General features: G+C 57.0%; 21 protein-coding genes and 1 pseudogene. 14 read left to right on the top strand and 8 right to left on the bottom strand.

Annotation, left to right across the window (positions count from 1 at the left end):
* Positions 1-3 precede the first annotated feature (3 nt).
* Positions 4-1,512, bottom strand: a complete 1,509-nt coding sequence (locus ACR0LH_RS09660) for a PAS-domain containing protein (protein WP_480720738.1) — start codon at positions 1,510-1,512, stop codon at positions 4-6.
* A 64-nt stretch (positions 1,513-1,576) separates the two neighbouring features.
* Positions 1,577-2,974: a sensor histidine kinase RegB gene (gene regB / locus ACR0LH_RS09655; RefSeq protein ID WP_480720737.1), complete on the bottom strand. Its 1,398-nt coding sequence runs from the start codon at positions 2,972-2,974 to the stop codon at positions 1,577-1,579.
* Positions 2,975-3,066: 92 nt separating this feature from the next.
* Here regB and ACR0LH_RS09650 point away from each other — a divergent pair, with 92 nt between their 5' ends.
* The 9 genes from ACR0LH_RS09650 (at position 3,067) to ACR0LH_RS09610 (ending at position 10,321) form a co-directional block, all read left to right on the top strand.
* Positions 3,067-3,687 carry an SCO family protein gene (locus tag ACR0LH_RS09650; RefSeq protein ID WP_480720736.1) on the top strand — a complete coding sequence of 207 codons (621 nt, stop codon included), beginning with the start codon at positions 3,067-3,069 and terminating at the stop codon, positions 3,685-3,687.
* Between the two features lie 181 nt (positions 3,688-3,868).
* Positions 3,869-4,834: a Hint domain-containing protein gene (locus ACR0LH_RS09645; RefSeq protein ID WP_480720735.1), complete on the top strand. Its 966-nt coding sequence runs from the start codon at positions 3,869-3,871 to the stop codon at positions 4,832-4,834.
* Positions 4,831-5,343, top strand: coding sequence for a toxin-activating lysine-acyltransferase (locus ACR0LH_RS09640; protein WP_480720733.1), 513 nt, complete (start codon positions 4,831-4,833; stop codon positions 5,341-5,343). Before ACR0LH_RS09645 ends, ACR0LH_RS09640 begins: the two co-directional genes overlap by 4 nt.
* 119 nt (positions 5,344-5,462) lie before the next feature.
* Positions 5,463-5,834 carry a cupin domain-containing protein gene (locus ACR0LH_RS09635; RefSeq protein WP_480720731.1) on the top strand — a complete coding sequence of 124 codons (372 nt, stop codon included), beginning with the start codon at positions 5,463-5,465 and terminating at the stop codon, positions 5,832-5,834.
* 497 nt (positions 5,835-6,331) lie between these two features.
* Entirely contained in the window at positions 6,332-7,864 is a 1,533-nt protein-coding gene (locus ACR0LH_RS09630) for a pilus assembly protein TadG-related protein (RefSeq protein WP_480720730.1), read from the top strand.
* Between the two features lie 21 nt (positions 7,865-7,885).
* Complete coding sequence (locus ACR0LH_RS09625; protein WP_480720729.1) at positions 7,886-8,482, top strand: TadE/TadG family type IV pilus assembly protein; 597 nt, start codon at positions 7,886-7,888, stop codon at positions 8,480-8,482.
* Between the two features lies 1 nt (position 8,483).
* A complete protein-coding gene (locus tag ACR0LH_RS09620) occupies positions 8,484-9,122 on the top strand; it encodes a TadE/TadG family type IV pilus assembly protein (protein ID WP_480720727.1) in 639 nt (212 codons plus the stop codon).
* Between the two features lie 187 nt (positions 9,123-9,309).
* Positions 9,310-9,864: an ActR/PrrA/RegA family redox response regulator transcription factor gene (locus tag ACR0LH_RS09615; protein WP_142637470.1), complete on the top strand. Its 555-nt coding sequence runs from the start codon at positions 9,310-9,312 to the stop codon at positions 9,862-9,864.
* Between the two features lie 85 nt (positions 9,865-9,949).
* Positions 9,950-10,321 (top strand): VOC family protein, encoded by a 372-nt coding sequence (locus tag ACR0LH_RS09610; protein WP_170569938.1) that lies wholly within the window; start codon positions 9,950-9,952, stop codon positions 10,319-10,321.
* Here the strand turns inward: ACR0LH_RS09610 and ACR0LH_RS09605 are convergent.
* A complete protein-coding gene (locus ACR0LH_RS09605) occupies positions 10,318-10,911 on the bottom strand; it encodes an HD domain-containing protein (protein WP_170617868.1) in 594 nt (197 codons plus the stop codon). The two genes, ACR0LH_RS09610 and ACR0LH_RS09605, sit on opposite strands and share 4 nt — an antisense overlap.
* A 205-nt stretch (positions 10,912-11,116) precedes the next feature.
* Between ACR0LH_RS09605 and ACR0LH_RS09600 the strand changes: the two genes are divergently transcribed.
* Positions 11,117-11,431 (top strand): hypothetical protein, encoded by a 315-nt coding sequence (locus tag ACR0LH_RS09600; protein WP_170386873.1) that lies wholly within the window; start codon positions 11,117-11,119, stop codon positions 11,429-11,431.
* A 105-nt stretch (positions 11,432-11,536) separates the two neighbouring features.
* A complete protein-coding gene (gene ahcY, locus ACR0LH_RS09595) occupies positions 11,537-12,925 on the top strand; it encodes an adenosylhomocysteinase (RefSeq protein WP_170387182.1) in 1,389 nt (462 codons plus the stop codon).
* Positions 12,926-12,988: 63 nt separating this feature from the next.
* Here ahcY and ACR0LH_RS09590 read toward each other — a convergent pair whose 3' ends face one another.
* Positions 12,989-13,636, bottom strand: coding sequence for a DUF899 family protein (locus tag ACR0LH_RS09590; RefSeq protein ID WP_480720725.1), 648 nt, complete (start codon positions 13,634-13,636; stop codon positions 12,989-12,991).
* 187 nt (positions 13,637-13,823) lie between these two features.
* Here ACR0LH_RS09590 and ACR0LH_RS09585 point away from each other — a divergent pair, with 187 nt between their 5' ends.
* Positions 13,824-14,165: a DUF2853 family protein gene (locus tag ACR0LH_RS09585; RefSeq protein WP_480720724.1), complete on the top strand. Its 342-nt coding sequence runs from the start codon at positions 13,824-13,826 to the stop codon at positions 14,163-14,165.
* A gap of 200 nt (positions 14,166-14,365) precedes the next feature.
* On the opposite strand, the gene ACR0LH_RS09580 is transcribed toward ACR0LH_RS09585, so the two are convergent.
* The 4 genes from ACR0LH_RS09580 to tsaD are packed head-to-tail and all read right to left on the bottom strand — an operon-like array spanning position 14,366 to position 17,115.
* Positions 14,366-14,788 carry an EVE domain-containing protein gene (locus ACR0LH_RS09580; protein WP_170795077.1) on the bottom strand — a complete coding sequence of 141 codons (423 nt, stop codon included), beginning with the start codon at positions 14,786-14,788 and terminating at the stop codon, positions 14,366-14,368.
* Positions 14,788-15,057 (bottom strand): YciI family protein, encoded by a 270-nt coding sequence (locus tag ACR0LH_RS09575; RefSeq protein ID WP_170386865.1) that lies wholly within the window; start codon positions 15,055-15,057, stop codon positions 14,788-14,790. Before ACR0LH_RS09575 ends, ACR0LH_RS09580 begins: the two co-directional genes overlap by 1 nt.
* Before the next feature lies 1 nt (position 15,058).
* Positions 15,059-16,021, bottom strand: a complete 963-nt coding sequence (locus ACR0LH_RS09570) for an NAD(P)H-dependent glycerol-3-phosphate dehydrogenase (RefSeq protein ID WP_480720722.1) — start codon at positions 16,019-16,021, stop codon at positions 15,059-15,061.
* Complete coding sequence (gene tsaD, locus ACR0LH_RS09565; RefSeq protein WP_480720721.1) at positions 16,018-17,115, bottom strand: tRNA (adenosine(37)-N6)-threonylcarbamoyltransferase complex transferase subunit TsaD; 1,098 nt, start codon at positions 17,113-17,115, stop codon at positions 16,018-16,020. The genes ACR0LH_RS09570 and tsaD overlap by 4 nt, the downstream gene beginning before the upstream one ends.
* A gap of 96 nt (positions 17,116-17,211) precedes the next feature.
* Between tsaD and ACR0LH_RS09560 the strand changes: the two genes are divergently transcribed.
* Both ACR0LH_RS09560 and ACR0LH_RS09555 read left to right on the top strand, forming a co-directional pair.
* Positions 17,212-17,925, top strand: coding sequence for a uroporphyrinogen-III synthase (locus ACR0LH_RS09560; protein WP_480720719.1), 714 nt, complete (start codon positions 17,212-17,214; stop codon positions 17,923-17,925).
* A 54-nt stretch (positions 17,926-17,979) separates the two neighbouring features.
* Positions 17,980-18,223: pseudogene (locus ACR0LH_RS09555) on the top strand (hypothetical protein); the annotation flags it as partial.

Here is an 18,223-nt window from a genome sequence, read left to right as displayed (position 1 = left end):
GGTTCAGGCGCTGATCTGCCGTATCTCTGCCGGTTGCAGAGCGTCCGCGTCCGAGGAAAAGCGTATAATTGTGGCACCGTTTTGCAGCGGGCTGATCATGCAAGTCAGATGCGTGCCGTTGCGCATTTGCAAAGTTCCATTCCATTCGACGCGGTTTTCGCGCATTTCAACGAAATCGCGAATTTCGCCCAAGATGGGCGTCGCCGTGCACTGTGTCTGCCAGCCTCGCGTCACTTCGAGCACAGTGTCCGAGTCAAACCCCACGTCAGATGGTTCGCCCCAAAGCTGCTGGTAAGCGAAATTGGTGAATGCCAGCGTGCCATCATCGCCAAAAACGGCGATGGCGTCGGCCAGTTTGTCCAGAATCGATTGCATCAGGTCCATCTCTGAGCGGAACCGCCGAGTCAGCGTGATCTCGGCCGTGATGTCCTCGAACAAAAAGGCCACCGCGCCGTCTGGGTGCGGACGCCCGCTGACCGAATAGACTGAGCCTGAGGGCAATGACCACGTCTCATGGTAATTTCCGTCCTCTGCCGCTTCGAGCAGGCTGTTCATTTGGCTCCGCCAGCTACGGTAATTCTTGGGCTCGGGCATCATGTGCTGGTCGCGCAGACGGTCGAAAAAACTGGACAGGCTTGGGCGGCAGCTCAGAAAATCAGGGGGTAGGGCGGTCAGGTCGATCAGGGCCGGGTTGAACAGTGCAAGTTGGCGATTGCGGTCGAATATGGCCAGCCCGATCGAAAGCTGGGCAAATGTTTTCGTCATTGTCTGAACGAATTTTCGTTGCGCGGTTTCGGCATCGACAATGGCGTTGATGTCCACGGCATAGCACAAGTACCCTTCCGGGTGGTTCACAAGCGTCAGGTCGAACCAGAGCTTGTTTGCGCTGTCTTCCGATGAGATCGAAACTCGCGTTTTGGTGCGCAACCCCGTGTTGCCCTCTGCGCCTGGAAACAACGGTGCCGTGAGGTCGGTATCCTGACCCCGAACCTTGCGTACCAATGACACATACGCCGCGTTACACCATCGGACATTGTCCTGCTGATCAAGCAGCCAGACGGGATAGGGCGCACGCTCCATCGCCATGCGAATAGGGTCACTTGCCCCCTGAGGAACAGCTTGCTGACCACCCCTGTTGTCGCGCAGCCGGACGCGGACGACGCCGTCTATCCATTCGCACAGCACGTCACGCTCGACCGTGCAGTCGATAGCCGGAATAACCAGGTTCCCTTCCTTCCGAATTCGATCCGGGGTTTCGGGAAATGTCGGAAAGTCCCGTTTCAGCAGGCGTTGCAGGTCGGCCCATTGGCGAACCTCTTCAAATCCATCAAGGGCGATGTCCGAATGGCTAATCAGCCGGTCGCCATCAAACAGAAACACCACGTCGAAGAATGAGGAAGGCGAGGACAGGCCGAAATTGTCGCCCCGATGCCGGCGGCGCGGCAACAACCACTGCGCGGCAAGACCGGCAGATACCAAGCTGATAAAGGCCAGAATGATCCAGTCCACCATGCGCGCCCCGCAACGAAAATCACGGGTACAGATTATGGTTTCCAATGGTTAACGGGGTCTTAACTCAGACCTGAAAGCGTTGATTTGCACCAGATGGAACAGGGGTATCTCCGATCTGGGCGTCCACCAGTTTGCGAGGCCATGTGACCTTGACGATCGCGCCTCGGCGCTCGGGGTGGTCGGACAGGGTTTGATAGGGGTCCGAGCCGTTGGCGAATTCAAGTTCTGCGCCGCTCCGTTCCAGAAGGGTCTTGGCGATGAACAGTCCCAGGCCCATGCCTTCGTATTCTGGCCGCGCGCGTTGTTCGGTCTCGGCGCGGCGACGGCGCATGAAAGGGTCTCCGATCCGGCCAATCATTTGCGAGGGATAGCCGCGCCCGTCATCCATGATGCCTACCGTGATCTGATCAGGGGTCCATTCGGCCTCGACCCAGACATTGGCGCGCGAAAAATCCACGGCGTTCTGGATTAGGTTTCGCAGGCCGTGGATGATTTCGGGTTTTCGCAGGATTGACGGTTGCTGCACGTCGCCTTCGCCTGCGGGACCCTCGGCGAAATGAACGATCTTACCGCGATTGATATGAGGCTCGGCGGCTTCGTGGACGACCGTGGACAAGGGCGCCTGCCGAAGATGCAGATCGTCTTTGCCCGCGCGCCCCATGTCCCGCAGGATGTCCCTGCATCGGTTGGCCTGTTCACGGATCAGCGCAGCATCGTCTTTCAGGTCGGGCCGGTCGTCCAACTCTTCGATCAGTTCCGAACTGGTCAGCTTGATCGTGGCCAGAGGTGTCCCAAGCTCGTGCGCGGCAGCGGCTACGACCCCGCCCAGATCGGTCAGTTTCTGTTCGCGGGCCAGCGCCATATGCGTGGCCGAGAGCGCCTCGGACATGGACTGCACCTCGGTACTGACGCGGTGGGAATACGCACCGAGAAAGACAATCGCAATGACGATGGCGGCCCAGTTTCCGAACAGCAGGATATCGGGGATGTCCAGATCGACGCCCACCGCCGTGCGCAGGGGCACGTGAAATTCCGCCAGCAGGGTGGTCAGGGCAATGGCGACGCCGCCGATGATCATCGTCGAACGGGTGCTCATGACACTGGCCGAGATCGTCACCGGCCCGACCAGCAACAGTGCAAAGGGGTTGTTCAAGCCGCCGGTCAGATACAGCAGGATCGTAAGCTGAAGCAGGTCGAACAGAACCATCAGAAAGTTTTCAAACTCTGACAGCCGTTTGTTTCGCGGAAACACAAGAATAGCCGTCAGGTTGCCCATGATCGACACGCCGATTGCCAAATAGCACAGCGTGGCGTCCAACTGCACCTGATAGGTCTGCTGGGCGACGGTGATTGCCGTGATCTGACCGATAATGGCGACCCATCGCAACAGAATGAGGGTGCGCAGGCGGATCCAGCTACTGCGTTCCTGACCGCGCCATAATGTGATGTTGGAAATTGCCATTTGTCCATTATGTCCTGTTGCATCGGCTGTTCATCTTGATAGGTGTCCCGGCCGAAACGATCAACAACCCCTTTTTGGTCAGGAAACCCGTCATGATCCGCCTGTATGCCATTCTTGCGACCGTTGTTCTGGCCATCGGTATAGGTGCTATGTGGCTGCTGACACAGGGCGGTGGGTCAGATGACAAGTTTGCTCAATGCCGTTCCAGCCAGATTGCTGGAGGGTCGGCCGCGATTGGTGGACCGTTCGAGTTGATCAACGGAGCAGGCGAAACGGTCACCGACGCGGATGTGATCACCGAGCCGACTTTGGTTTATTTCGGCTATACCTTCTGCCCGGATGTCTGCCCTTTTGACATGTCACGGAACGCCGAAGCCGTGGACATTCTGGCCGAGCGCGGCCAGTCGGTGACGCCGTTGTTCATCTCGATCGACCCGGACCGGGATACGCCCGAAGTGGTGGGTGATTTTGCTTTCAATCTTGGCGGCAAGACCATCGCGCTGACCGGATCGCCCGAGCAGGTCAAAGCGGCCAGCCAAGCCTACAAGACCTATTACAAAGCCCATGAAAAAAGCGATGAATACTATCTGGTGGACCACTCGACCTTTACCTATCTGGTGACGCCACAGGATGGTTTTATCGAGTTTTTCAATCGCAACGATACCGCCGAACAGATGGCCGACAAAGTGGGTTGCTTTCTGGACCAGCTCTAACCCGCGCTGGCCCGAAACTCTGTTCAGTTTTGGGTCGATTGGACCATATTCACACAGTTTCCATCTAAAATTGGGTGGCCTGCTCGTTTAATTGCAGAAACAAACCCGCGCGACGTGTATTGAGGTAACGACACGTGATTTGCCGGTCCACGCCCGGCGACCGAACCGGGTGCGATGAAAGATGGGTTTTGTATTAAACATCAGTGAGGTTGACGGGTTCACCGGCAGCGGTGAGCAGGGTCTGGATATCTGGACCGCCACCGCCGACCTCAGCGATCCCAGCGTGACAACGGTCTCGGGCGATTTTGATCTGGATAACGACCTGGATGGCGTCGGAGAGGGTGAGGCGCCAGGCGGTTACGTTTTCAGCCCGCTTGTCACGCCCTACGGTACTTTGGTGACAGACACCGCCACCGGCGAGTTTACCTTTTTCGTCGATCGCGCTGCGGTCATTGCTTCGGGATCAGATCAGGTCATAAGTTTCACTGTGACGGCCACCGGTTCGTTTGGAACGGGTGACACGGACACCGTGGTTATCGAGCTTTTGATCTGTGTCACCAAGGGCACTTTGATCAACACCCCCAGCGGTGAGCGCTTGGTCGAAGACCTGATGATCGACGATGAGGTTCTGACAGCAGACGGGCGAGCCGAGAGGATTCGCTGGATCGGAAGCCGACGCATTGAAGCAGAAGAACTTGCCAGCAACACCCGTCTTTACCCTGTTAGAATCTGCCGGGATGCAATAGGTCCGGGGCAACCCAAAAGCGACCTGTTGGTTTCCCCGCAACACCGAGTGCAGCTTAGCGATCCAATGGCTGAAATGTTGTTCGGCCATCCGGTTGTCTTGGCTCCGGCCAAGGGCTTGCTGAACGATTCCACGATCACGGTTGATCGGAAAGTATCGGAAGTCGAATACTTCCATCTGGCGTTCGATCAGCACGAAGTCATGGTTACCAACGGACTTGCGACCGAGAGTTTTCATCCCGGACCGACCAGTCTGGAAGGCATTGACCTTGATGCGGCCGAAGAGCTTTTTGAAATCTTCCCGAATCTGAGGAATAACTCGCGCAGCTTTGGCCCTTCGGCCTTGCCCGGTCTCAAGCCGTGGGAAGCCGCCTTGCTTAACAAAAACCCTGATTTAGCATGAAAAAAATATTTGATGCCTCGGGTAAACCTCTGCCGCGAGAAGAAGCGCCGGACGCGAAACTCCTGCGTGCCTATGGCGACGCGATGTTTCTTGCCTTTCGTAGCAGCTATCACAACCGGATGAGTGTTGCGAACTTGCGGCTGGCGTTTGAACCACCCCTTGTATTGGGCCAGTACAGGATCTTTCGTTTTGACGAGGTTCCCCGCGCGATCTTCACCTGGGCCTTTCTGTCGCCCGAGGCAGAAAGGAAACACGTTCAGGGAAAACCGCTGATGCCAGAGGACTGGAAATCGGATGGAGGGCGGATGTGGGTGATTGATCTGATCGCCCCGTACCGCAAACTCATGCCCAGCATTTGGAATTGGGCGATGGTGCCGGGCAATGTCAGCAAGGACGGTTTTCGGTTTTGCCGTCACAAGACCGAGGACAGAAACCGAAAGATCGTAGACATTAACTTTGGGCGATCGGGCAAGACACAGCGCATCCTGACGGATAAAGACTTTTCTTGAAGGTCTGGACGGAGACACTTCGGGAATAGGACAGAGCGGCCCGGGACCATTCACCTGAGGTCATTTGACCGCTCAGGCTGCACGGCTGGTCCCCAGCGGGAAACAAATCGGAGAAGATCATGCTCAAGTACAAGCCGGGTGACGATGTGGGCGCGCTTGATCCTTGGCCATTCGACGATCCAAGAAGCGACTACGTGATTGTTGAGGGCGCACCCGAAGTCTTAGGGCGTCTGGATGCAGGTGGTCCGGGTCACACGACGCGGGCAGGTATCTGGCGATGTACGCAAGGCGTTTTTGAATGTACGGAACAGGGCGATGAGTTGATGACGATTTTGTCCGGTAAGTGTCGCCTGACCGACAAGACGACGGGACAGGTCAGCGTCCTGAGCGCCGGCGAAAGCCTTTTTGTCCGCGATGGCAGCCGTGTGGAGTGGAACATTTTCGAGGACGTGACCAAGGTATTCTTCGGCCACAAGCCGGATGGGTTCTGAGAGCGTACACGATTTCTGAAAAGCTGTGCGATTGGTTACTGGGCGGATACTTTCGGGGCGCTATTGATCAGAACCTCGCGACATGTGTTCCGGCCAAATTCACTGGACAAAGCGACCGGGTTACAGCGACGCTAAGCCCCTAGAATCACTTTTCATTTCTCTGTTGATGTCCGACGTGTTTCAGGCGGTCAAAGGCGCTGAGCATCTGTGAAAATTTGACTTTGTGTCGAAATTATGTCCATAATTCGATCTTACCCGTTCATTTTCAATTCATTTTCAATTCATATTGGGGTAAGTTGTTTAAAGATTTTTAGTGTTCTGATTGTGCCAAAATGTTCGGCCGAACCAGATGTGTGTGAGTGATTGACATGGTTACGAAATGGAAAAAGCCCTCTGGGCGCTTTGTTTCAGGGTCCCAGATTAAAGCAAGTCACAAAGAACAAAACCGGGTTAGCAGTCTGTTGCTGCGGTTCCGCAAGCAGACAGACGGTGCTGTCATGGTCTTTGTTGCGGTTATGCTTATTCCAATGATGGCTTTTGTTGGGTTCGCGATGGAAATTGCCCTGACCGAGCACCTCCGGGTCAGACTCCAGAACACAACGGATTCAGCAAGCCTCGCATCGGCGGATTTGGAACAGGTTCTGGACCCCGAGGCCGTGGTCAACGACTTCTTTGCCAAGGCTGGTCTGGCGGACAATCTGCAAAACGTCACCATTGTGAACACCGCCTTTGAGAGAACGGTTTCTGTTGAAGCCGAAGCGCATCTTCCTGCCTTGCTTACAAGGGTTGTGGGGCGCACGGGCTGGGACGTTCCGGTTGTCGGGGCCGCGACCGAGTCTCGCCGCGATCTTGAGATCGCAGTTGCGCTGGACAATTCCGGTTCGATGTCTTGGGCGCCCGGATCAACCAGCGGACCGGCCTCGAACCCATCACGTATGGACCTGCTTATCCCGGCTGCAGAGGCTTTTGTAGACGCGGTGCAGCCCAGGCCAGGGCAACCGGGAACCACGACGATCTCTCTTGTTCCGTTCGCCACTCAGGTTTCTGTTGGCGCGGACTTGCTGAGTAATTTCACGGTTACGTCCGAGCACACGACATCAAACTGTGTGACCTTCAACTCAAATTCCGACTACGGCGTCACAGCCGTACCGACGGACACCTTGTTGACCCGAACGGCGCATCATGATCCGGCGACCTCGGGCTGGGACCTAAGTTCGTACAGCACCGTTTGCCCTACGGATTCGTCCGTGCGCGATATCTTTGCTTGGTCAGAGAACCCCGAACTTCTGAAAGCCCGTATCCGGGCGATGGAACCATACGGATATACCTCGATCGAAATGGCCGCCAAATGGGGCGCGGCGATGCTGGACCCTTCACTGCGACCCGTTTTGTCGTCCATGTCGGGACGAGCGGGGTATGATTACCTGTCTGGGCCTGCCGGTCGCGGTATGCCGTATGATTACGACAACCCGGACTCTCTCAAGTACCTGATTGTGATGTCTGACGGTGAAAACACACTGAACTACGACATCAAAGCACCGTATCGCGAGGGCGACTCGCCGCTGTTCCGTTTGCCCGGTTCAAACAACTACGTCTATTACCGCAACCGAAGCGGGACGAGCCGGGATTTCTACCGGGTGTCTGACAGAGAATGGAGCAGGACGGCAGGCCGAGGGGCAAGACGGATGACTTGGCAGCAGGTCTGGGCCGATATGCCTGTGGAACGGTTTGTAGACAGCATCCTGTCCAGAGCCGACACCCGGCGCAGCGCAGACGCCCACTATGACCGGATCGTTCAGGTAAGGAGTGGTTCGTGGAAAAACAACCGAACCTCGCAGATTTGTCAGGCAGCAAAAGACAACGGCGTTGTTGTATTCACGATCGGAATGGACACCTATGGGCAGGGTGACGCAACCCTGGCTGATTGCGCCTCGTCCCCCGCATATTTCTACGACGTCAACAGCCTTGATATTGCGTCGGCCTTCGCGTCGATCGCGCGTCAAATCAACAAACTGCGCCTGACGCAGTGACCGAGCCGGAGATTTGATGTCATGAAACAATCCCGTCGCGATGCACAGCCTTCAGGTAAACAGACGACTTCGTCGCTTGCCAGCCGCCTCAAAAATGGATGGCGAGACGAAACCGGCACCACGCTGGTCGAATATTCGCTTTGCCTTCCGGTGCTTCTGTTGTTCCTCTTTATTACACTGGAGTTCAGCTACCTGATCATGCGGCAGGTTTCACTGGACCGCGCAACCGACGAAACCTTTCGCGAATTGCGCCTGGGCCTGATACCCGAGCCGGACCACGAAAAGGTCAAGACTGCGATCTGCACAAAACCGCTGGCGCGGATCGTGTTGTGGAGATGCGATGAAAACCTGCTTTTGGAAGTGCGGCAGGTCGAAAAGTCAGACTGGTCATTGAATCTGGCTGACGTCCTTTGCATCGATACAACACCGCCCGACGGCTATGAGCCGCCCATCGTTTTCAGCGCGGGAATCGAAAACCAATTGATGATTGCACGCGCATGTTTGGTTCAGAACTCCATTTTTCCCCCGATCCCGATGCTAGCTTCGCTTCCCCGATATGACGACTTAGGCAATTTCGCTCTGGTGTCGAGGTCGGCCTTTGTAAACGAGCCATTTTGATATGTTCATCCGTTTTAAGAGTATTTCAGCCCGAATTCAGCGCTCAGTACATCGCTTTACACGCGACACAAGCGGTGCCGCGCTTGTTGAAATGGGGATCGCCCTGCCGATGCTGATCCTTCTGACCTGCGGTGCGCTGGTCGTACAGGATGCTGTAAGGATGTCTTACTTGCGATCCAAGGCGGCTTACACCGTATCAGATATGGTCAGCCGTGAAGACAGCCTGATCGACTCCGATTACTTTGATGGGTTGAACAGTGTTTTCAAATACATACTCGGCGACAAACACCCTAGCGAGTTGCGCATTTCGACGATTGAATGCACGGCCGATTGTGAAAACGAGGCCGAGCGAGTGCTCGAGTTCTGCTGGTCCCATCCCTCCTCCGGCTTGCGGGCTTTGACCAACGACGAGATTGCATTCTACGCAGCGAACACGCCGCTATTTACCGAAGGTGACACGCTTCTCATGACCGAGGCGTTTTTGGATTACACACCAATGTTTGGCGACTTCATCCTGTCCCGGCGTACCTACGAGACGCTGGCGTTTACACGTCCACGCATTGCCGGACAGATCAAATTCGATACCGGTGCAGTGGACACAGATGGAAATGCGATCATTAGGGACTGCTTTAACAACTAGTAAACCCTTCGGCAGCTTATGGGCTGCCCCACTGCTGTTTTCCCCAAGATTTCCGCCGGCCAGAGGACCAAATTTCAACACGAGATTTTAAAGTCCGTGCCGTAATCAAGCGTTGTTTGACCTTTCTCATGGCGCTGCTATTACTCTTGTTCAAGCCAAAGGCGTGAAATAGCGGAAAGAATAGAATATGGCGGACAGCTCTGATCTCGATATCGGCCCGGACAAATCCCTGCTTCTGGTAGATGATGACGAGCCGTTTCTGAGACGTCTTGCCAAGGCCATGGAAAAGCGCGGCTTTGAGGTTGAAACCGCAGGGTCGGTCGCCGCAGGCCGCGCCATTTCCACGGCACGTCCACCTGCCTATGCGGTTGTGGATTTGCGGCTTGAGGATGGCAATGGGCTGGATGTGGTCGAAGTGCTGCGTGAAAAGCGCCCCGACAGCCGGGTCGTGGTTCTGACCGGGTACGGTGCCATTGCCACGGCCGTGGCCGCCGTCAAGATCGGCGCAACGGACTACCTGTCCAAACCCGCCGACGCCACCGACATCACCAACGCGCTGCTGGCCAAGGGCGACGAGCTGCCGCCACCGCCCGAAAACCCCATGAGCGCGGACCGTGTGCGCTGGGAACATATCCAACGCGTGTATGAACTGTGCGACCGCAATGTTTCGGAGACTGCCCGTCGCCTGAACATGCATCGCCGGACCTTGCAGCGGATATTGGCGAAGCGCAGCCCGCGCTAGCGGGCATCGCTTTTTGATCTGATACCTTGAAGCGCTTTGCCGTAAGCCCGCTTCTGAAAACTTACCGCAAAACAAGGATACTCTCATGATCGGTTATGTGACCATCGGCGTCTCGGATATAGAGCGCGCAAAGAAATTCTATACCGACCTTTTTTCGGATCGCGATGCGAAGGTAATCATCGACGCAGGGCGCATCGCCTTTATCGGCAGCAAACCCGGTGAGCCGATGCTGGCCGTTTGCGAACCCTATGATGGCGGCGATTGTTCGGCTGGTAACGGCAGCATGATTGCCTTTGCCGCCCAGTCCAAAGAAGAAAGCAAGGCGCTGTACGACAAGGCCATCAGTCTGGGCGCAACCGACGAAGGAGAGCCCGGTCAACGTGTGCCGGACCGCTTTTACGGATCATATGTTCGTGACCCGGACGGCAATAAGCTGTGTTTCTTCGTATTCGGCTAAAGCTGACGTAGCAGGTCGGCATGTCGGTCCGTATACGCCTGCCGCACCTCAACCGGCGGGCGTAGGACGATCTCAAGCCCCTCCATCACGGTCTTGTCCGGACGGCCAAAGAACTTGGTCGCCTCAGACTCGGAAAAGCCTGCGATCTGGGTGGCCTCCATCCAGGCGCTGATCTTGTCGGCCTTTTTGATTTGGCGCTTGACCGTTTTGGGCACTGCGGCGGGTAGGCCGAACCGAATGTGGATCGCAGCCGCCAGCCGATCATCCAGCGCGCCGTAGTCGGGACCGACGGCGGATTTGACCGGTGAGATCATATCTCCGATCACATATTCCGGCGCATCGTGTAACAAAGCCGCGAGCTGCCATTTGACGGGCGCTTTGGGTGCGATCCGGCGAAAAAGCTCCTCGACCAGCAGGGAATGTTCAGCAACTGAATAGGCAAAATCCCCGGCTGTCTGGCCGTTCCAGCGCGCTACAAAGGCCAGACCGTGCGCGATATCTTCGATCTCGATATCCACGGGGGTCGGGTCCAGCAGATCCAGCCTGCGACCTGACAGCATCCTCTGCCACGCTCTGGGTTGTGTTGCCATTATGCCATGCCCCATATGAACAGCCGCGATTGCGCCGCATTTTTGTGGTATGGTTTACCTGTCAAGATCACCTGCTGCCAACTTTTTCTTGAGCATTCGTGCTTTGAACAGGCGCGCGGTGATACCGACATCTAGTACCGAGGGGGGCGCACGCTCCTCCCGGTGTGCCCCTCTCGATCGTAACTCGTATCGAAAGGAGCTTGCTATGTTCAAGCGTTTGTTGGGAATTGCCTGTGCCTTTGGCATGGCCGCGACTGCACCCCCCGCTTTTGCACAAAGCTGCGCCCAGCGCGAGCATGTGATTGCCAAGTTGCAGGACAGCTATTCAGAAGAACTGACTTTTGGCGGTTTGCAAAAGTCCCAGAGTGGGCGATCCGTTATGGAGGTTTGGACCTCAAAGGAAACGGGAAGCTACACCGTTCTGGTAACCCGTCCAAACGGCATCAGTTGCATTGTCGCCGTCGGCACTGACTTTTTCGAGGCGATCCCGAAGATAAAGGTTGAGGGGACGCCAAGTTAATCAAAAAAAGGCGTGATTTTCCCGTTTCCGGCCGTCCTCGTTGCCACCTTCATAAAGGGATGCTAGTGGCAATCTGGAGTTAATCTTACCGGAATGGAGCACCTGATGGCCGGGGACTATATCGTCAAAGACATTTCGCTGGCCGGGTTCGGCCGCAAAGAGTTGGACATTGCCGAAACCGAGATGCCGGGCCTGATGGCCCTGCGTGCGGAATACGGTGAAAGCAAGCCTCTGTCAGGTGCGCGGATCGTTGGATCGCTGCACATGACCATCCAGACCGCAGTTCTGATCGAAACACTGGTAGCGCTTGGCGCGGATGTGCGCTGGGCGTCGTGCAACATCTTCTCGACCCAGGACCACGCCGCCGCTGCGATTGCCGAGGCAGGCATCCCTGTTTTCGCCATCAAAGGCCAGACGCTGGAAGAGCATTGGGATTATCTGGACAAGTCCTTTTTGTTCGACGACGGTCCGAACATGATCCTTGACGATGGCGGCGATGCGACGCTGTACATCCTGCTGGGTGCTCGCGCCGAAGCCGGCGAAGACATCATCCCTGTTCCGGGTTCGGAAGAGGAAGAGGTGATCAAGAAGCAGATCGCCAAGCGCATGGCGGCTTCACCCGGCTGGTTCACCAAGATGCGCGATCAGATTCAAGGCGTGTCCGAGGAAACCACAACCGGCGTGAACCGCCTTTATCAACTGGTTAAAGATGGCCACTTGCCGTTCCCTGCGATCAACGTGAATGACTCGGTCACCAAGTCGAAATTCGACAACAAATACGGCTGCAAGGAATCGCTGGTCGACGGTATCCGCCGCGCCACCGACACGATGATGGCCGGTAAGGTTGCTGTGGTTTGTGGTTATGGCGACGTGGGCAAAGGCTCGGCCGCTTCGCTGCGTGGTGCAGGCGCCCGTGTGAAAGTCACTGAAGTAGACCCGATCTGCGCGCTGCAAGCTGCGATGGACGGTTTTGAAGTCACTCTGCTGGAAGACGAAGTTGCCAGCGCAGATATCTTTATCACCACCACCGGCAACAAGGACGTGATCCGCATCGAGCATATGCGCGAGATGAAGGACATGGCCATCGTCGGCAACATCGGACATTTCGACAACGAAATTCAGGTGGCCAGCCTGAAGAACCACAAATGGACCAACATCAAGGAACAGGTGGACATGATCGAGATGCCCTCGGGCAATCGTATCATCCTGCTGTCCGAAGGTCGTCTGCTGAACCTCGGCAACGCCACCGGGCATCCTTCGTTCGTGATGTCGGCCTCGTTCACCAACCAGGTACTGGCGCAGATTGAGCTGTTCTCCAAGGGGGATCAGTACGAAAACAAGGTCTATATCCTGCCCAAGCATCTGGACGAGAAAGTGGCCCGCCTGCATCTGGACCGTATCGGCGTGAAGCTGACCCAAATGGACAGCGACCAGGCGGCCTATATCGGTGTAAAACCCGAAGGCCCGTATAAGCCGGAACACTATCGCTATTGATTTTGGCGAAAAACGGAATTGAAACGGCGGTCTGTAGGGCCGCCGTTTTTTTGTGCCTGATACTCAGCGCAGGGCCGGAAAGAAATCGCCGCGACCCTCGGGCGTGAGATCCAGAATATTCCAAAGCGGCCATGCGGCATCTACGTGCCGGGGGTGCCAATCACTGGGCTGGAAGAAAAGCTCGGAACTCCAGAAATGGTGGATTCCGTCCTGTGCACGCCGAAAGACGTTCAGAATGGGTAATTGGCTTCCGTCTTCGGCTTCGGCCAGATAGTCGCGCTGATACTCGGTGCCCAGCGCGGAAAATAGCGGCAGGTCGTGCCATTCCATCTTTGCTGGCAGCGCCGCCAGTTTTTCCGGTGTATTCTGGGCAACCACGGCAAAGCTGATCTTCTTTGAAAGATGAGCAACCTGTCCGTTCAACCCGTCCAGAAAGGCCGAGCACATCGGGCAGGGCAGCTCTGCATTTGGGCCATACATCAGCGAATAGATCGCAAGCGTGTCATGTGAACCAAAGAGCGAGGACAAAGGCGCATCATCGCCCTGAAGGTTTCGGAACGCATAGTCCTGCGGAATCTGGCCACCCGCAGGAAGTTGGCGGCGCAGATTGGCCACGTCTTCTATTTTGGCGCGCAATTCCACTTCGGCGGCCAGCAGGCGGTTTCGTGCCTCTCGGTACGCGGGGCTTTCGTTGGGCAAGGAAACGGTCATGGCGATCTCCTGACTGTATAATTTAACCTATACGTTAAATAAAGGGCAGTGTGAAATCAAGACCCTGCGCTTGAGGGACGGGTCTAGGGGGAACGCCAGAGATTTTCCCCTTTGAGCAAACCCGCTTGGCCATTACCGTGATCGGGGTGATGGGGAATTTCAAATATACCCAATTCAGGAGACGACTATGGGAAAACGCGATGAGCTGATTGCCAAGTATGCAGAGGACCTGAAATCCAAATGCGGCATGGACGCGGATATGGATTTGCTGACCAAAATCACCATCGGCTGTGGACCAGCGATATATGACGCTGATGCGTCAACGGTTGCGGCCACTCAGGAAGGTGAGCTTGAAACGGTCAAGAACAACTTTCTGATCAAGAAACTGGGCCTGTCAGATGGCCCCGAACTGATGGAAGGCATCAACAAGGTTCTGGAAGCCTATGGCATGTCCGAGCGCAACAAATATCGCGCGGTCGTTTACTACATGCTGACCAAGCATTTCGGGAAAGAGTCGGCTTACGGATAAGGTACCGTGAAACGGTCGCGCCCGCCGTACCAAAAGGGCGACTTAAATTTTAGATACTTGAGGTTTGTACCCGGCCCAATACTTCGGCTAGTGTCAGGGTGTGACCAGGACGGTCAGAACCAGACATTTCCATACGCGTGTGGTGAGTAGGGAGCACGCGGGGTAGGGAAGGTTCTGCATCCGTCAGAGCCTTCCCTTTATTAGTCCGCTTGTGTCTGACCCAGATCGCAGATCACCTGCCATTCCGCCTCGGTGACCGGTTGAACGGACAGTCGCGAGTTCTTGACCAACACCATATCGCCCAAACGCTCATCCGCTTTGATATCGTCCAGGGTCACCTGCGTCGTGAATGGCCGCACTGCCTTGATGTCCACACACTCCCAACGGTCGTCATCCGTGGTGCTGTCGGGGTGGGCCTCGGCGCAAACCTCGACGATGCCGACGATCGCCTTGTCTTTTTGCGAGTGGTAGAAGAACCCTCTGTCGCCGATCGCCATCTGCCGCATGAAATTGCGCGCCTGATAGTTGCGCACGCCGTCCCATTCTTCGCCTGCGTCCCCTTTGGCGACCTGCTGGTCCCAGCTCCAGGTCGATGGCTCGGATTTGAACAGCCAATACGCCATCAGCCCACGACCTTTTTCCACGCGATCAGGTCAACGGACTGGAATAGGCCGGCCTTGGCATAGGGGTCATTGTCGGCCCAGGCTTGGGCGGCGGCCATGTCCTCGACCTCGAGAATGATCAGCGAACCGATCATCGCGTCCCCATCCAGCAAAGGCCCAGCCTGTGCGACAACGCCGGTTTCCTCGATATAGCCGAGATGCGCGGCGCGGTTGTCCAGACGGGTTTGCAGTGCGCCGTCCTTGTCGCGGGCGATAAGGGCAATGAGCATATTATTCCTCCTTCAGGGGTCGGTTTAGCAGGGATTGAATGGCCTCGGGTACACTGTAGGCACCCCGGCTCAAGTCGGCCACCGTTGCGCTTATGGGCATATCCAGCCCTTCTTGTATGGCGATGTCCGACATCGCGCGCGCGGTGGCGACGCCTTCGACAGTGGTCGCGGCGTCAAAAGGAAGATTTCGACCCAAAGACAGGCCAAAACGGTAATTTCTGGACAGTTCGGACGAGCAGGTCAGGACCAGATCCCCCAGACCGGACAGCCCCATCAGCGTGTCGACCTGCGCTCCGCGCATAAGCGCAAAACGCTGCATTTCGGCGAAGCCCCGCGTCAAAAGGGCGGCGCGGGCGCTGTCACCTAGTCCCGCACCAATGGCGGCCCCGCATCCGATGGCCATCACGTTTTTCAAAGCCCCGCCCAGTTCGGCCCCGGTGACGTCCGTCGTGCGATACAGGCGCAGGTTGGACGTTGTCAGGGCGTGCTGCAGGGTTTGACTTAGTTCGTGGTCGGCACAGGCCAGTGTCAGGGCCGTCGGCAAACCACGCGCGATGTCGTCGGCGAAGCTCGGTCCGGTCAACAGGGCAGGGCGCGCATCCGGGATGGCCTGCTGAATGACCGAGATCGGTCCAAGCCCTGTCGATAACTCAATGCCTTTGCAGCAAGCGACCAGGGTCTTTCCCGACAGCGCAGCGGCGTGGTCCAAAAGAGCACCGCGAAGTTTCTGCATGGGCACGGAAACCAGCAGAATCTCGTTCTGCGCCGCCTCTGCGATGTCAGAGGTAATGGAGATCGCGCTGGGCAAGGACACATTCGGCAGGCGCGCCGTGTTTTCGCGGTCTCTTTGCATTAAACGCGCTTGATCCGCGTCGCGCGCCCAAAGAGTGACCGGCCCTTTCCCTGCCAACGAAATCGCCAGCGCTGTCCCAAAGGCACCAGAACCGAGAACCGAAATACTCATGCCTTGGCGCCTTTCTTACCGCTGCCCAGCATGGCAGGGCTGGTTTGGTCCAGAGGCCAGCGCGGGCGTGCAGTCAGGTCCAGACCATCGCGGGCACCGGTGCGAAACCGTTCGATCCCGGCATAGGCGATCATCGCGGCGTTGTCGGTGCAAAAGCGCAGCGGGGGCCCGGTAAAACGGGCGCCACATTCGGCAGAAACAGTCTCTAACGCGGACCGAATGGCAGAATTGGCCGCCACCCCACCCGCAACGGCAATAACGGGATCAGACGGGCTTTCCTGCAGATACAGGTCAATGGCCCTGCGTGTTTTCTCGGCCAGAGTATCCACGATCGCCTGTTGAAATCCGGCGCATAGGTCTGCCCGGTCCTGACGGGTTAACCCACCTTTTTCCGCAGCGATCTGGTCGCGCATACGCATAAGGGCCGTTTTCAAGCCTGAGAAGGACAGGTCGCAACCGGGCCGATCCAGCAGGGGTCGGGGAAAACGGAACCGTTTCGGGTCACCTGTACGCGCTTCGGCCTCGACCGAGGGGCCGCCGGGCTGCGGCAAGCCCAAAAGACGTGCGGTTTTATCGAACGCTTCGCCGGGGGCATCGTCAATCGTACCACCCAACCGCGTGAACTTTTCCGGGCCATGGGCGATCAGATACTGACAATGCCCACCCGACACGAGCAGCATCAGATAGGGAAAAGCGATCCCGTCTGTCATCCGAGGTGTCAGCGCGTGACCGGCCAGATGGTTCACACCGATCAGCGGCAGGCCGGTTGCCGCGCTGATGCCCTTGGCGCACATGACGCCGGACATGACCCCGCCGATCAGACCCGGACCGGCGGTCACGGCGACGGCGTCGACGTCTTTCAGGGTCATCCCTGCGGATTCAAGCGCCTGCAACACGCAGGTATCCAGCTTTTCGGCGTGGGCGCGGGCCGCGATCTCGGGGACGACACCGCCATACGCGCTGTGCAGATCCGTCTGGCCAAAGACTACCGATGACAGCACTTCGGCCACTGCACCGTCACTTTGGCGCACGACTGCGGCTGCTGTGTCGTCACAACTGCTTTCCAGCCCGAGGACAGTAAGTGTTTGCACCATTGGCCTGATCCGTTACACCTTGATTGCAAAGCGGGGTATCACCCTGCGCGGATGCAAACAATCCCAAGGCCAAGGGCACCGCCGTTGTATTTGTTGATGACCCGCCCTCGCGCCGCCTCGGAAAGGTTCGTTGCGCAACTACCGACCCGCGTCAGGTCACGGGTTCAGGTCATCTATTCCCCGATCCTCGAAATCAAGCCCTTGCCGGTTCAGGTAAACGACACGGATGTGCGCGGTCTGATTTTCACTTCGGCCAATGCGGTCAATGCTGCGGCGTCCATGGGCGTGGATCGCGAACTGCCAGCTTACTGTGTAGGTCCAGCGACCACCGGAACGGCCAAAGGTGCGGGGTGGCAGGCGCAGATGGTGGGCCAGACCGCCGAAGAACTGGTTGCCGCGCTGTTGAAAGCCAGACCCGACAGCCCGCTTCTTCACCTGCGCGGAGAGCATACGCGCGGAAGTGTCGCCGAGCGGTTGACCGAATCCGGCCTCACCGTGCGCGAGTTGCCTGTATATCAGCAGCGATTGTTACCGCTGACATCCGAAGCGATCGCTGCTGCGTCCGGTAAAGTGCCCGTAATTGCCCCTATTTTTTCCCCCAGAACAGCGCGACAATTTGCCGACATCTGGCGCGGATCGGCCCCCTTATTCGTGGCTGCAATCAGCGCCGCGACAGCGGAACCCCTTTATTCCTTGGGCTATCAGCGTCTGAAGATTGCCAAGGAACCTACACCCAAGAAAATGCGGAAAGCCATTAAAAAGCTTGTGAAACATGCGTTGCGGGTTGAGGGCGGCGAGGCCACAGATTAACTTAGTCGGGTCTGTTGTTCAGGTAATTTTGGATTCGTTAGGGGGAATATTGCGTTGGCTGGTAAAGACAAAACCGATCAAAAGCCGGTGGACGACCCCAAGACGGACGACGTGGCCGAAGCTGGCGTCACTGCCGAAGACACTCCGGTTGACGAGTCTTTGCCCGTAGAAGAAACCCTTTCCGAAGCCGAAGCCGAAGCCGAAGCCGAAGCCGAAGCCGAAGCCGAAGCCGAAGCCGAAGCCGAAGCCGAAGCCGAAGCCGAAGCCGAAGCCGAAGCCGAAGCCGAAGCCGAAGCCG

Source organism: Ruegeria sp. CL6 (assembly GCF_056536465.1).
The sequence above is the reverse complement of the archived record's forward strand: the minus strand, read 5'-3'. Positions and strand labels throughout refer to the sequence as shown.